Annotated in this window: 14 protein-coding genes; 9 read left to right on the top strand and 5 right to left on the bottom strand. The window is 68.0% G+C overall.

Annotation, left to right across the window (positions count from 1 at the left end):
• Positions 1-27 precede the first annotated feature (27 nt).
• From tcyL to ACP7AG_RS09900, 6 genes are all read left to right on the top strand, one after another.
• Positions 28-684, top strand: a complete 657-nt coding sequence (gene tcyL / locus ACP7AG_RS09875; protein ID WP_426012147.1) for a cystine ABC transporter permease — start codon at positions 28-30, stop codon at positions 682-684.
• 8 nt (positions 685-692) lie between these two features.
• Positions 693-1,436 carry an amino acid ABC transporter ATP-binding protein gene (locus ACP7AG_RS09880; protein ID WP_426012566.1) on the top strand — a complete coding sequence of 248 codons (744 nt, stop codon included), beginning with the start codon at positions 693-695 and terminating at the stop codon, positions 1,434-1,436.
• A gap of 63 nt (positions 1,437-1,499) precedes the next feature.
• A complete protein-coding gene (locus tag ACP7AG_RS09885; RefSeq protein WP_426012149.1) occupies positions 1,500-1,802 on the top strand; it encodes a hypothetical protein in 303 nt (100 codons plus the stop codon).
• Between the two features lie 65 nt (positions 1,803-1,867).
• Positions 1,868-3,958 (top strand): ATP-dependent DNA helicase RecG, encoded by a 2,091-nt coding sequence (recG, locus tag ACP7AG_RS09890; protein ID WP_426030682.1) that lies wholly within the window; start codon positions 1,868-1,870, stop codon positions 3,956-3,958.
• A gap of 45 nt (positions 3,959-4,003) precedes the next feature.
• Entirely contained in the window at positions 4,004-4,993 is a 990-nt protein-coding gene (locus tag ACP7AG_RS09895) for a phosphotransferase family protein (protein WP_426030683.1), read from the top strand.
• Positions 4,990-5,355 carry a DUF6285 domain-containing protein gene (locus ACP7AG_RS09900; RefSeq protein ID WP_426030684.1) on the top strand — a complete coding sequence of 122 codons (366 nt, stop codon included), beginning with the start codon at positions 4,990-4,992 and terminating at the stop codon, positions 5,353-5,355. Before ACP7AG_RS09895 ends, ACP7AG_RS09900 begins: the two co-directional genes overlap by 4 nt.
• A 13-nt stretch (positions 5,356-5,368) precedes the next feature.
• On the opposite strand, the gene ACP7AG_RS09905 is transcribed toward ACP7AG_RS09900, so the two are convergent.
• A complete protein-coding gene (locus tag ACP7AG_RS09905; protein WP_426030685.1) occupies positions 5,369-6,514 on the bottom strand; it encodes a DUF3089 domain-containing protein in 1,146 nt (381 codons plus the stop codon).
• A gap of 50 nt (positions 6,515-6,564) precedes the next feature.
• Complete coding sequence (locus tag ACP7AG_RS09910) at positions 6,565-7,767, bottom strand: acetyl-CoA acetyltransferase (protein WP_426030686.1); 1,203 nt, start codon at positions 7,765-7,767, stop codon at positions 6,565-6,567.
• Between the two features lie 63 nt (positions 7,768-7,830).
• Between ACP7AG_RS09910 and ACP7AG_RS09915 the strand changes: the two genes are divergently transcribed.
• Complete coding sequence (locus ACP7AG_RS09915; RefSeq protein WP_426012159.1) at positions 7,831-8,088, top strand: type II toxin-antitoxin system VapB family antitoxin; 258 nt, start codon at positions 7,831-7,833, stop codon at positions 8,086-8,088.
• Entirely contained in the window at positions 8,085-8,471 is a 387-nt protein-coding gene (locus ACP7AG_RS09920) for a type II toxin-antitoxin system VapC family toxin (protein ID WP_426030687.1), read from the top strand. Before ACP7AG_RS09915 ends, ACP7AG_RS09920 begins: the two co-directional genes overlap by 4 nt.
• Before the next feature lie 7 nt (positions 8,472-8,478).
• Here the strand turns inward: ACP7AG_RS09920 and ACP7AG_RS09925 are convergent, their stop codons facing one another.
• The 3 genes from ACP7AG_RS09925 to kdsA all read right to left on the bottom strand — a co-directional run bounded on the left by ACP7AG_RS09925 (position 8,479) and on the right by kdsA (position 11,994).
• Entirely contained in the window at positions 8,479-9,966 is a 1,488-nt protein-coding gene (locus ACP7AG_RS09925; protein WP_426012163.1) for a hydroxymethylglutaryl-CoA synthase family protein, read from the bottom strand.
• Between the two features lie 144 nt (positions 9,967-10,110).
• Positions 10,111-11,112, bottom strand: coding sequence for an ADP-glyceromanno-heptose 6-epimerase (gene rfaD / locus ACP7AG_RS09930; protein WP_426030688.1), 1,002 nt, complete (start codon positions 11,110-11,112; stop codon positions 10,111-10,113).
• 9 nt (positions 11,113-11,121) lie between these two features.
• A complete protein-coding gene (kdsA, locus tag ACP7AG_RS09935) occupies positions 11,122-11,994 on the bottom strand; it encodes a 3-deoxy-8-phosphooctulonate synthase (protein WP_426012166.1) in 873 nt (290 codons plus the stop codon).
• A gap of 63 nt (positions 11,995-12,057) precedes the next feature.
• Between kdsA and ACP7AG_RS09940 the strand changes: the two genes are divergently transcribed.
• Positions 12,058-13,506, top strand: a complete 1,449-nt coding sequence (locus ACP7AG_RS09940; protein ID WP_426030689.1) for a cryptochrome/photolyase family protein — start codon at positions 12,058-12,060, stop codon at positions 13,504-13,506.
• Positions 13,507-13,530 lie beyond the last annotated feature (24 nt).

A 13,530-nucleotide genomic window follows, 5' to 3' on the forward strand; every position in this document is an offset into this window, starting at 1 on the left:
TGACAAACTTGGTGGGTTCGGTCTGATATGTCCGCCGCGCTCGACCTGCTCGCGGAGTCCGCCCCGCTGCTCCTGAAAGGCGCGGGCTACACCGTGCTGCTCAGTGTCATCGGCATGGGTGTGGGCTTGGTGATCGGTTTCGGCCTGGCCCTGATGCGGCTCTCCCGCAGTCCCCTGCTGCGCTGGCCGGCGGCGGTCTATGTGTCGGCGATCCGGGGCACGCCGCTGCTGGTGCAGCTGTTCCTGATCTATTACGGCCTGCCGCAGTTGGGGATCGAGCTGCCGCCGCTGCTGGCGGCCGGCATCGGCTTTTCGATCAACATCGGCGCCTATGCCGGCGAGATCCTGCGCAGCGCCATCGCCGCCGTCGACAAGGGCCAGTGGGAGGCCGCCAGCGTGCTGGGCATGAGCCGCGGTCAGGCCCTGCGCCGGGTGATCCTGCCCCAGGCCGCCCGCACCGCCGTCGCGCCCCTTGCCAACAGCTTCATCAGCCTGGTCAAGGACACCTCCCTGGCCGCCACGATCCAGGTGCCCGAGCTGTTCCGCCAGGCCCAGCTGATCACCGCCCGCACCTACGAGATCTTCACCATGTATCTGGCGGCCGCCGCCCTCTACTGGATCCTGTCCAGCCTGCTGGCCCTGGGCCAGGGCCGGCTGGAGCGCCAGGCGGAGAACGGTCGATGAGCGACAGCATGGGGAGCGCCATAGCCGCCACGGGCCTGGTCAAGCGCTTCGCCGCCGTCACCGTGCTGAACGGAGTCGACCTGACCGTCAGCCCCGGCGAGGTGGTGGCGATCATCGGTCCCAGCGGCTCGGGCAAGAGCACCCTGCTGCGCTGCCTGGCGGGCCTCGAGCTGATCGACAGCGGAACCCTCACCGTCGCCGGCTTGACCGCTGGCGGAAAAGTCCCTCTCGCCCGCGCGCTGAAGGGCCGGGTCGGCTTCGTCTTCCAGAACTTCAACCTCTTCCCGCACCGCACCGCCGCCCAGAACGTCGCCGAGGGCCCGATCGTCGTGCGCGGCGAGAAATCCGCCGTGGCGCTGGACAAGGCCAGGGCCCTGCTGACCAAGGTCGGCCTGGGTCACCGGGTCGACGCCTATCCGCGCGAACTCTCCGGCGGCCAGCAGCAACGCTGCGCCATCGCCCGCGCCCTGGCCATGGATCCGGAGGTTATTCTGTTCGATGAACCGACCTCGGCGCTCGACCCCGAACTGGTCGGCGAAGTGCTGACCGTGATCCGCGACCTGGCCGCCGAGAAGCGCACGATGGTGATCGTCACCCACCAGATGGACTTCGCGCGAGATGTGGCAGATCGGACGATCTTCATGGATGACGGCGTTATTATTGAACAAGGCCCTTCCAACGCCGTGCTGGGTTCGCCTAAGGAAGAGCGCACGCGGCGATTCCTCAGCAAGGTGAGCGGACTTAGGTCATAATTTGGCCCTCGGCGCCCCCCACCTCATCGCCGCCGACGCCGTGTGCATTGAGGCGAGGTCCTAGTGAAACCCTATATTGATCTGCAAGGCGCCAATGGCGCGGTCTACCGTTACAAGCTGGCCGAGGATCGCGACCCTCGGACGACGATCGCTGGCAATTTCATCTTCGTCGATGCGAGCGGAACCGTGGTCTATGCCGGTGAAGCCAACAACCTGCATGGAGCGGGCAACCGCTTCCCCGAGGCGTCGGAAAAGCACAAGGCCGAGTATCTGTACACGCGCCTCAACGTGTCGGGCGCCTCGCGCGCCGAGGAGCTGCAGGACATCATCACGTCGCTGAAGCCGGTGATGAACAAGGGCGAATAGCTCCTGCGACATCCGCGCATCGGCGACGTCCACATCTGACGCACGCTTCGCTATGGTGAAGCCCTATGCGCCCCGAGATTCTCTTTCCGCTGTTCACGCCGGTCTCCACCCTCAAGGGCGTGGGGCCGCGCGTCGCGCCGCTGGTTGAACGGCTGGCGGGGCCGATCGTGCGCGACGTGCTGTTCACGCCGCCCACAAGCCTGATCCGCCGGACGGCCACCACCTCCGATCGGGCCATCGACGGCCAGGTCCAGACCTTCGTGGTCACCATCGACGCCCACCTGCCGCCGCAGCGTCCGGGTCAGCCCTGGCGCGTGCGGGCCTGGGACGAGCACGGCTTTGTCACCTTGACCTGGTTCAAGGGTTTCGGCTCGCATCTGGAGCGCGCCCACCCGGTCGGCGCACGACGGGCGGTCAGCGGCAAGGTCGAGCGGTTTGGCAGCGAGATCCAGGTCGCCCATCCCGACTATCTGTTCGAGGCCGACCGCGCGGGCGACATCCCGCCGGTCGAGGCCGTCTATCCCGCCACCGCCGGCCTGCCCTCGCGCACCTTCCGCAAGTTTGCCCTTGAGGCCCTGGAGCGCGCCGCCGCCCTGCCCGAATGGCAGGACCCGGCCTGGATGACCCGCGAAGGCTTTCCCGCCTGGCGCGAGGCGCTGGCCCTGCTGCACAATCCCCAGGCCGAGATCGACCTGTCGCCGCTGTCGGTCACACGTCGCCGCCTGGCCTATGACGAACTTCTGGCTCACCAACTGGCCTTGGCCCAGCGCAAGGCGGCCAAGCGCGCCCACCCCGCCCCGCGCATTATGGCCGGCGACCTGTCGGACGCCGCTGAAAAGGCCCTGCCCTTCCGCCTGACCGGCGCCCAGATCCGCGCCCTGTCCGAGGTCCGCGGCGATGTCGCCAGCGGCGAGCGCATGGGCCGGCTACTGCAGGGCGATGTCGGCTCGGGCAAGACCGTGGTGGCCATGCTCGCCATGGCCGACGCCGCCGCCTCGGGCCTCCAATCAGCCCTGATGGCCCCCACCGAGATCCTGGCCCGCCAGCACTACGAGACCCTGGCCCCGCCGCTGGAGGCCCAGGGTCTGGCGGTGATCCTGCTGACGGGGCGCGACAAGGGCGCCGCCCGCGCCTCGAAACTAGCCAAGCTGGCCGACGGATCGGCCGCCGTGGTCGTCGGCACCCACGCCCTTTTCCAGGACGACGTGGCCTTCAGCGCGCTCGGCCTGACCATTATCGACGAGCAACACCGGTTCGGCGTCAACGAACGCAAGCGCCTGCAGGCCAAGGGGCTTCATCCTGACTTGGGGGGCGCCCACCTGCTGGCCATGTCGGCCACCCCGATCCCGCGCACCCTGGAACTGACGATGTTCGGCGACCTGGACGTCTCGCGCATCGACGAGAAGCCGCCCGGCCGCACGCCCGTCGCTACCCGCGCCGCGCCGACCCCGCGCATTCCCGAAATCATCGCCCGCCTGAAGGCGGCGGCCGAGGGCGGGGCCCAGGCCTTCTGGATCTGCCCGCTGGTCTCGGAATCCGACAAGATCGACCTGCGCGACGCCGAGCGCCGCTCCGCCAGCTTGCGCGAGGCCATCGGTCCCAGCGTCGGCCTGGTCCACGGCCAGATGAACGCCGCCGACAAGGACGCGGTGATGGCCGACTTCGTGGACGGCAAGGTCAGCGTGCTGGTCGCCACCACCGTGGTCGAGGTCGGGGTCAATGTGCCCAACGCCAGCATCATGGTGATCGAGCACGCCGACCGCTTCGGGCTCGCGCAGTTGCACCAACTGCGCGGGCGCGTGGGCCGAGGGTCGCGCGAGAGTTCCTGCGTGCTGCTCTACGACCCGCCGCTGTCGGAGGTGGCCCAGCAGCGACTCGACATCCTGCGCCGTAGCGACGACGGCTTCGAGATCGCCGAAAAGGACCTGGAGCTGCGCGGCGGCGGCGATCCGCTGGGCCTCAAGCAGAGCGGCTTCCCCGCCTACCGCCTGGCCGACCCGGTGGCCCACCGCGACCTGATCGCCGTGGCCGCCGACGACGCCCGGCTGATCCTGGCCCGCGACCCGGACCTGACCTCGCCGCGCGGCCTGGCGGTGCGGACCCTGCAGGAACTGTTCGACTGGAAATCGGCCTCGCCCCTGAACGACGCGGGGTAGGCCAGCCGACGAAGTCGGCTTGAATGACGCTGGGTAAGGGCTGAAATGCTGGCGACCATGGATGTTCCGGCCGCCCTCTCCGCCTTGGCGCCGCGCCTGTCACCCGGCGCGGCGACGGCGCTCAACGCCCGGCGGTTGTCGGGCGGCGCCAGCCTTGAAACCTGGGCTTTCGACCTCGACGACGGCGCGGCGCTAATCCTGCGTCGGCGCCCGCCGTCGGCGCTGATGAGCGACACCGCCCTGCCCCTGGCCACCGAGGCCGTTCTGCTGGCCGCCGTCCGTCCGCGTGGCGCGCCCGTGCCTGAGGTGGTCCATGTCTGCGCGCCAGAGGACGGCCTCGGCGAGGCCTATCTCATGCGCCGGCTGGAGGGCGAGACCCTGGGCAAGCGCATCGTCCGCGACGAGGCCTTCGCCGGCGTGCGGCCTGGCCTAGCGCGCCGGTGCGGCGAGGTGCTCGCGGCGATCCACGCCACGCCCCTGGAGGGCCTGCCGCCCTTGGCGACCTCCGACGCCGCCAACGAACTTCAGCGCTACGAGGCGGTCTACCGCGACCTTCGCCCGCAACGGCCGATCTTCGAAGCCGCCTTCCGCTGGTTGGAAAGCCGCGCGCCACCGCTCGAGCGGCCGGTGCTGGTCCACGGTGATTTTCGCAACGGTAACCTGATGATCCACCCCGCCAGCGGCCTGGTCGGGGTTCTCGACTGGGAGCTGGCCCACCTCGGCGACCCGGCCGAGGATCTGGGCTGGATCTGCGTCAATTCCTGGCGATTCGGGCAATGGCGGAGGCCGGTCGGCGGGTTCGGTGACTATCAGGACCTGCTCGACGGCCACGCGGCGGCCGGCGGCGGAGCGGTGTCGCTGGAACGTCTGTTGTTCTGGCAGGCCCTGGGCTCGCTGAAATGGGGCGTCATGTGCCTGATGATGTATGCGAGCTTCGCCTCGGGCGCCGATCGCTCGATCGAGCGGGCGATGATCGGCCGCCGCGCAAGCGAGGCCGAAATCGACCTCGTTCTACTGATGGAGCGGCTAGGATGATCACCCACCCCACCGCCGACGAACTGCGCGAGGCCCTGGCCGGGATCGACGAGGCCTCGGCCGGTGATGCGCGCGCGGCGTTCCTGGCGAGGGTCGCCGACAATGCCCGCGCCACGCTTGAGCGCGAAGCGGCCCTCGGCCCGGTGGCGGAGGCGGCGGCGGTGGCGCGGTTGAAAGTCCTGCTGGGCGTGGACGGCGGTTTCGAGGCGCTGAACGCCGAGCTCTGCGCCCGCCTGAGCGACGGCCGGCTATCGCCCCTAGACCCGGCGGTGCTCGCCCATCTGCAGGCCAGCGTGATCGACCAGATCGCTATCGACCAGCCGAGCTATTCGGGTCTGATGGCGCTGGCGGAGCCTTGCTAACGCCGGACCATCGTCATGGCTGATCCGACGGGGCGCCCGGAATGCGAACCAGATCCGTGCGCGCCCTCAGCGTCGCTACCCGCGCCAAGGCGTCGGCCTCGACGTCGGCCCAGAACAGGTTGAAGCCGTCGACCTTGCGGCGATCGGTCCAGGACCCGGAATCCCGCAGCGACGTCGATTTCGGCCGACCAGTGTGCAGCAGCCCGTTCTCGCACTGGGCCCAGACCTGGCGCTTGAGCAAGGCGGGTCGCGAGCCCCATTCGAGGCCGGTGGCGTTGGCCGAGCCGAGGTTGAGCCGCGCGGGCTGGCGCACCTCGGTCTGGGCGCCGACCAACGGGTTGACGCACAGCGGCGCGCGGCCCTCCAGATTAACCAGATCGCCGCCGCTGTTCCAGACCAGAGAGCGGCCAGTGAACTCCTGGGCCTGCTGGAAATCACCATCGACCAGCGACGCCCAGGCCACCACGCAGCCCGCCTCGGCGCGACTGGCGCAGGCCGGGATCGCTGTCCCGGGTCCGTATTCATCAGCCGGAACCACGGTTTCGATCAGATAGGCGCCGGCCAACCGTCCCCGGACCGCGGCGTTCGGCGCGATCTCATCGTTCAGCAGGCGCGCCGCCAGGATGCCGCCCTGTTCGACCCCGACCAGCACGATCGGCCGGCCGTTATTGTCGTGTTGCAGGTAGTAGCGGAAGGCTTGGCGCACGTCGTCATAGGCGAAGCGCCGGGCGTCGCGGGCGTCGTCGCGCAGAGTCAGGAAAGTGTAGAGGCTGGCCTGGCGATAGTGCGGCGCGAAGATTCGCCCGACCCGCGCGAACGGCGCGGCGTAGTTGGGCAGCATCACGCGGTTTAGGTAACGGGCGGCCTTGGGCTGGTCGTAGGGCGCGTTCCAGTCGCGGCCGCCGTCATAGGTGGTGGGGTGCACGAAGAACACGTCGGCCGGACCCGCCGTGGCGGCCTGGGAACGCAAAACCCAGGCGGCGGGCTTGGCGTAGTCGGGAGCCGGCGGCGGCTCATAGGTCTGGAACGGCACCTTGGGATCGAGCGTGGTGCGCAGGATGTCGTAGCGCCAATAGAAGGCCGCCGACAGGAACACGGCCAGGAACAGCACGCTCCCCACGAAGATCCAGCGTTTGAAACCCTTGAAGCGCTCGCCCATGGGCCTTGCGATACCACGAAGTCCGGGGGCCGCGCGAGCGGTCGAAAGGCCTAGGCGCCCTCCTGCCCAATGATCGCCACCGAACAGACATTGCTGGCCGGCGCGCCGCCCAGATTGTGGGTCATGCCCAGCACCGGGTCCTTCAACTGTCGCTCGCCGGCCCTGCCCTGAAGCTGCAGATACATCTCGTAGAGCATACGCAGACCCGAGGCCCCGATGGGGTGGCCAAAACACTTGAGGCCCCCGTCGATCTGGCACGGCAGGCCGCCGTCGGCGTCATAGAAGCCGTCCAGCACGTCGCGCCAGCCCTGGCCCTCCGGCGAGATGAACAGGTCTTCCATCGTCACCAGCTCGGTGATCGAGAAGCAGTCGTGCACCTCCATCATCGATATCTGCTCGCGCGGCCGCTCGACGCCGGCCTCGCGGTAGGCCTTGCCGGCGGCGATACGAGCCGTGTGGAAGTAGCTGCCGTCCCAGCCATTGTACTGGCTCTCATAGCCGTTGGAGACCGACAGCTGCAGGGCCTTGACCATGGTCAGGTTGCGCTTGCCCATCGCCCGGGCGATCTCCGGCGTGGTGACGATGGCGGCGGCCGCCCCGTCCGACACGCCGCAGCAGTCGAACAGGCCCAGGGGCTCGGCGATCATCGGGGCGTTGAGCACCTGCTCCTCGGTCACGGCCTTGCGCAGGTGCGCCTTCGGATTCTTGACGCCGTTGGCGTGGCTCTTGACCGAGACATGGGCGATGGCTCGCTTGAGGTCTTCGCGCGACACCCCGTGCTTGGCGCGATAGGCGCTTGCCAGCTGGGCGAAGTTGCCGGGGGCCGAGCCATTGGGCATGATTTGCGGCGACAGCGTGCCGGGACTGCCGACCGGCAGGCCGCCATAGCCGGTGTCCTTCAGCTTCTCGACGCCCACGGCGATGGCGATGTCGGCCGCGCCCGCCGCCACGGCATAGACCGCGCCGCGAAAGGCCTCCGAGCCCGAGGCGCAGAAGTTCTCCACCCGGGTCACGGCGATATTGGGCAGGCGCAGGGCGATCGAGAGCGGCGTGCCGCCCTTGCCCGTGCCCAACTCGTCGACATGGGTCGAGAACCAGGCCGCGTCCAGCTGGCTGGGCTCGATGCCCGCGTCGGCCATGGCCTCGATATAGGCCTCGACCATCAGGTCGTCGGGGCCGGCGTCCCAGCGCTCGCCGAACTTGCTGCAGCCCATCCCCAGGATGGCGACCTTGTCGCGAATGCCCTTGGCCATGTGGTGCTCCTTGAATGTTAGCGAGACTTCTCGTTCGCCAGGATTGGGTGTATTTTCAATCCCATGGTGTTTGCGATCCAGGATAAGACTCTTGAGCTGGCCGAAGAGCTGGCCAAACGGACAGGCATGAGTCTGGACGGTGTGGTGACCCACGCCCTGCGCGCCGAACTTGAACGCACCAAACCGCTGCCACCTCGGCTGAGCCGCGAGGAGATGTTGGCGGCTGTTGCGGAGATCCAGGCGCGCGTTCGCGCGCTGCCGATACTGGACCCGCGCACGCCTGAAGACATGCTGTATGATGAGGACGGACTGCCGAAGTGATCGTGGTCGATACGTCCGCGATCCTGGCGATTTTGTGGGAAGAAACCGAATCGTCTCTTTTCAGGGACCGCATCGCGGGCGCAGAGAGCGCCTTGATCTCCGCCGCGACGCGTCTTGAAGCCCACATCGTCTGTTTGAAGCGCCGAGGTCTCGAGAATGTCGCAGCGTTGGACCTGCTTCTGGCGAGGCTGCAGGTCGTCACGATCCCCTTCGACGAGCACCAATTCTTGCTGGCCCGTCAGGCGTTCAGCCAATATCGACAGGGCCGCTACGGCCTGAACTACGGCGACTGCTTCAGTTACGCCCTGGCCAAATCTCGCGACCTGCCGCTGCTGTTCAAGGGCGAGGACTTCTCCGCCACCGATGTTAAGCGCGCGCTCTGACACCGACCTACTCCGCCGCGATCGCGGTCTGAGCCGCCATCGCCGCCCGGTCCGGCGCGGCCTTCCAGAAGTAGCGAACAAAGCCGCGCTTCTCATCGACGTCCTTGATGCGGAACACCATCTTGACCGGCAGGCCGCTGTCGACCTCGCCCTGCTCGACGTCGGTGATGTCCATCATGATCCGCCCGCCGCCCTCGAACACGATCATGCCGTAGTGGTTGGGCGGGCTCATTGAGAAGGTCAGGAAGTCGGCCGAGTAGCTCAGCACCGAGGCGCGGCGCTCGGCGAAGCGGTATGGCTCCTGGGTGTCGACGGCGGGATTGTTGGGCGCCACCGAGATTCGGGTGCGGGGGAACTGCACAACGCCGGTCTCGCGGCAGCGGCCGCCGACCAGGCCCAGGATCATGTCCTGGTTGCGATAGAGGGTGGTCAGGGCCGTCTTGTTGTCCTTCTCGGCCCTCATGCCCTTGTCCCATTCAATGAGGCCGTTGAAGGTGAGGAATTTCAGGTAGTTCTCCTCAACTCTTCGGTCGAGTAAGGCGCCTGTGACGCCTCGCGCCGGACAGGCGTTCGTCGCGGCGTCGGTCACACGGAACACCAGGGCTTCCGCGCCCTGGCCGAACTGCGCGACCAGGATCACGTCGCCGGCCTTGGCCTCTTCCAGAGCATGGGCCAGCATCAGCGGGCCATGGGCGCAGCCCGCCTCGCCGAGGGTCAGGGCCAGGTTGTCGCGCACAGCTTCGGGGGCAATCCCCACCGTCTTGGCCAGGCTGGCGGCCATGCCCGAGAATGTCGAGGGGAAGCAGAAATGGGTGATGTCTGAAGCCATTAAGCCCGCATCCTCCAGCGCGCCGCGAATGGCCGGCGGGACGAGTTTGACGATGCCTTCGTCGCGAATCCAGCGCTCTTCCCAGCCGTAGTCGAACTCGGCGTCCGCGCCTCGGAAGTGATCGACGAAGTCATCGGTGACGCTGCCGCGTCCCAGGAACTCCGCCGCTCCCGCCTCGGCCGATACTACGAACGCCGTCGCGCCGTCGCCGAAGTCCAACTCCTGGGGTGAAGCGGCGCGGGCTCGACGATGCTCGCCGGTCGCCACCAGGGCGCGTTGGGCCGCCCCGCCCATCACCGCCGCCAGGGCCTGACCGAGCGCGGCAAGCCCGCAGCGCTGCGAGCCGGTGATGTCGGCCGAGCTGATCGACTTTTCCAAGGTCAGGGCGGCGGCGACGATCCCGGCGTTCTGACGGTCGACGAACGGCGCTGTCGTCGAGGCGAAATAGAGCGCGTCGATGGCCGAGCGGTCGTCGCCCGGACCCAGCGCGTCGCGGGCGGCCTCGACCGCCATGGTCAGCGCGTCCTCGTCCCAGTTGGCCATCGCGCGTTCGCCCTTGGCCTTGGCGCGAAGATTCGGCGCGACCCAGGCATTGGCTGTCGTGACCGCCTTGCGGCTGAGACGAAGGCGGGGCGCGTAGACGCCCCAGGCGGCGATGCCGACCATATTCCACTCCCGGATCGACGCCTGTCTTGGCCACTTATCGACGGTTAGCCTACGCTCGCGGAAGGGGGCGGCAAGTGTGACCCGACGTCAGTCAGCGCGCTCCACGATTGGGGCATGCGCATGCGCATGCCCCAGCCGCAGATCTCAGCGGTAGGGATCGTCCGTGTTCAAGAACCCGGCCACATAGTCCTCGACGCCATCCTCGAGCGCGGTCATTGGCGCGTTGTAGCCGGCGGCCCGCAGGCGATCCATCCTGGCCTCGGTGAAGTACTGGTACTTGCCGCGCAGCACCTCGGGCATGTCGACATAGTCGATGTCCGGCGCGCGGCCGACGGCGCGGAAGGTGGCCTCGGCCAGGGCCTTGAACGAGCGGGCCTTGCCAGAACCCAGGTTATAGACGCCGTTGACCTGCGGGCTCTTGGCCAGCCAGGCGACCACGTCGGCCACGTCGCGCACATAGACGAAGTCGCGCAGCTGGCCGCCGTCTTCGTAGTCGGGGTTGTGCGACTTGAAGAGCTTGACGCCTTCGCCGACCGCGACCTTGGGCCAGATCTGGCACACCACCGACTTCATGCCGCCCTTGTGGTCCTCGTTGGGGCCATAGACGTTGAAGAACTTCAGCCCGACCCACTGAGACGGGCGCGCGCCGCGCTCGGCTTCGCGCACGGCGTAGAGGTCGAACAGCGCCTTGGACCAACCATAGGCGTTGAGCGGCCGCAGGGCCTTGAGGCTGTCGCTGTCATCCAGCCCTTCGAAGCCCTGCCGGCCATCGCCATAGGTCGCGGCGGACGAGGCGTAGATGAGCCGGCGCTGGTGGGTGGCGCACCACCGCCAGAGATCCCTCGACAGAGTAAAGTTCGAATGGATGATCTTGTCGGCGTCAGGCTCGGTGGTCGAGGACACCGCGCCCATGTGGACCACCAGCTCGACGTCCTCGCCGCGCAAGGCCAGCCAGTCGAACAGGGCCTCGGGGGCCACGAAATCGGCGATCGGCGACTTGGCGAGGTTGCGCCACTTGTTCTCGGCCGCCTCGCCCAGCCAGTCGCAGACCACCACGTCGAAGGCGGGGTCTTCGCAGAGCTTGGCGACAATGTTGGAGCCGATGAACCCGGCGCCGCCGGTGACGAGGATGACGCGTCTGGACATGGAAGCGTCTTACGCCGCTCGCACCCGCTTCGCCAAGGCGTCGAACTCCAGCAGGTCGGCGACCAAGGCTTCGAACCGGCTCATCGGCACCATGTTGGGGCCGTCGGAGGGGGCATTGTCGGGGTCGGGATGGGTCTCGATGAACACCGTGGCGACGCCGACGGCGACGGCGGCGCGGGCCAGGATCGGCACGAACTCGCGCTGACCGCCCGAGGACGTGCCCTGCCCGCCCGGCTGCTGGACGCTGTGGGTGGCGTCGAACACTACCGGGCAGCCGATTTCCTTCATGATCGGCAACGACCGCATGTCCGAGACCAGGGTGTTGTAGCCGAACGAAGCGCCACGCTCGCAGGCCATGACATTGGGATTGCCGGCGCCAGTGATCTTGGCGATCACGTTCTTCATGTCCCAGGGCGCCAGGAACTGGCCCTTCTTGACGTTGATCGCCCGGCCGGTGGCGGCGGCGGCCAGCAGCAGATCGGTCTGGCGGCACAGGAAGGCCGGGATCTGGATGACGTCAACGGCCTCGGCGACGGCCTCGCAGTGGCTGATCTCGTGGACATCGGTCAGGGTCGGCAGGCCGGTGACCTGGCGGATTTCCTGGAAGATCGGTAGGCTCTCGTGCAACCCGATGCCGCGCTGCGCGCTGGCCGAGGTGCGGTTGGCCTTGTCGTAGCTGGTCTTGTAGATCAGGCCGACGCCCAGGCGGTCGGCGATCTCCTTCAGGGCATGGGCGGTCTCCAGCGCGTGCTGGCGGCTTTCCATCTGACAGGGGCCGGCGATGATCGACAGCCGCTCGGCGTTACCGATCCTGACAGGGGCGCCCTTGCCTGTCTTGATCTCGATGACGGCGTTGGGGGCGACGGCGTGTTGCTGACTCAAGAGGGAACTTCCGGATAAGGGTGTCGTTTCAGGCGCCCAACAGGTGGCCTTTCAAACGGGACGGTGCAAGTGGCGATCGACAGCAGCGAAAGTACGCCCATCCTTGTCTGGCTGCGCCAGGACCTACGTCTGACGGACAATTCCGCCCTTATCGCGGCGGCCCAAACCGGGCGTGCGGTGATCCCGCTCTATATTCTCGACGAAACCCCCGGCGTCCGCCCGATGGGCGCGGCGTCGCTGTGGTGGCTGGACAGGTCGCTGGCCGCGCTGGCCGCGTCGCTCGAGGCGATCGGCTCGCGGCTGGTGTTGCGCAAGGGCGTCGCAGAGACGATCCTCGCCGACATCATCGCCGAAACCGGCGCGACTTGCGTGCTATGGAACCGCCTGTACGACCCCGCCGCCATCGACCGCGACACGGCCATCAAGGCGCGACTGAAGGACGACGGCGTCGAATGTGAGAGCTTCAACGCCAGCCTGCTCAACGAGCCGTGGACGGTGAAGAACGGCTCCGGCCTCCCCTACAGGGTCTTTACCCCTTACTGGCGCGCCGCGCGGGGTCAGCTCGGCCCCGTGCACGTCGAACCGGCGCCGAAGACGCTGACCGCGCCCGACGCGTGGCCCGCGAGCGACGCCCTCGCCGGCTGGAAACTGCACCCCACGAAACCTGACTGGTCAAAGGGCTTCGACCCGTGGACGCCGGGGGAGGCCGGCGCCCTGGAGCGGCTGGACGACTTCCTGTCCGGGTCCGTCGACGGCTATGGCCAGAAGCGCGACTTCCCCGGCGTCGAGGCCGGCTCGCGGCTTTCTCCCCACCTGCACTTTGGAGAGATCGGCCCGCGCCAGGTCTGGGTCGCCGCACGCCAGGCCGCCGAAGCCGGCGACGCCCCGGCCGGCGAGGTCGAGAAGTTCCTCTCGGAGTTGGGTTGGCGCGAGTTCAACGCCTCGATCCTGTTCCACAACCCAACCCTGCCGACGGCAAACTTCCGGCCGGAGTTCGACGGCTTCCCGTGGGCCAAGGACCCGGCCGCCTTCGAGGCCTGGAGCCAGGGGCGCACCGGCTATCCGATCGTCGACGCCGGGATGCGCGAGATGTGGGCCACCGGCTTCATGCACAATCGGGTGCGGATGATCGTTGGCTCCTTCCTGATCAAGCACCTGCTGATCGACTGGCGCGAGGGCGAGGCCTGGTTCTGGGACACGCTCGTCGATGCGGATCTCGCCAACAATGTCGGCAATTGGCAGTGGGTGGCCGGCAGCGGGGCCGACGCCGCGCCCTATTTCCGGATCTTCAACCCGATCGCCCAGGGCCAGAAGTTCGACCCCGCCGGAACCTATGTCCGGCGGTGGGTTCCGGAACTGGCGAACCTTCCTGACGCCCTGCTCCACGAGCCTTGGAAAGCCGCCGCGCAACTAAGCGCCGCCGCGGCTCGTACCTATGCCAAGCCGGTGGTGGGGCATGCGGCGGCGCGCGAGCGGGCGCTGGGGGCCTATCGCAGCCTGAAGGGGGACTAGCGCCCTCGTCGGGCTGCGATTTCT

Source organism: Caulobacter sp. DWP3-1-3b2 (assembly GCF_049896325.1).
Lineage (GTDB): Bacteria > Pseudomonadota > Alphaproteobacteria > Caulobacterales > Caulobacteraceae > Caulobacter.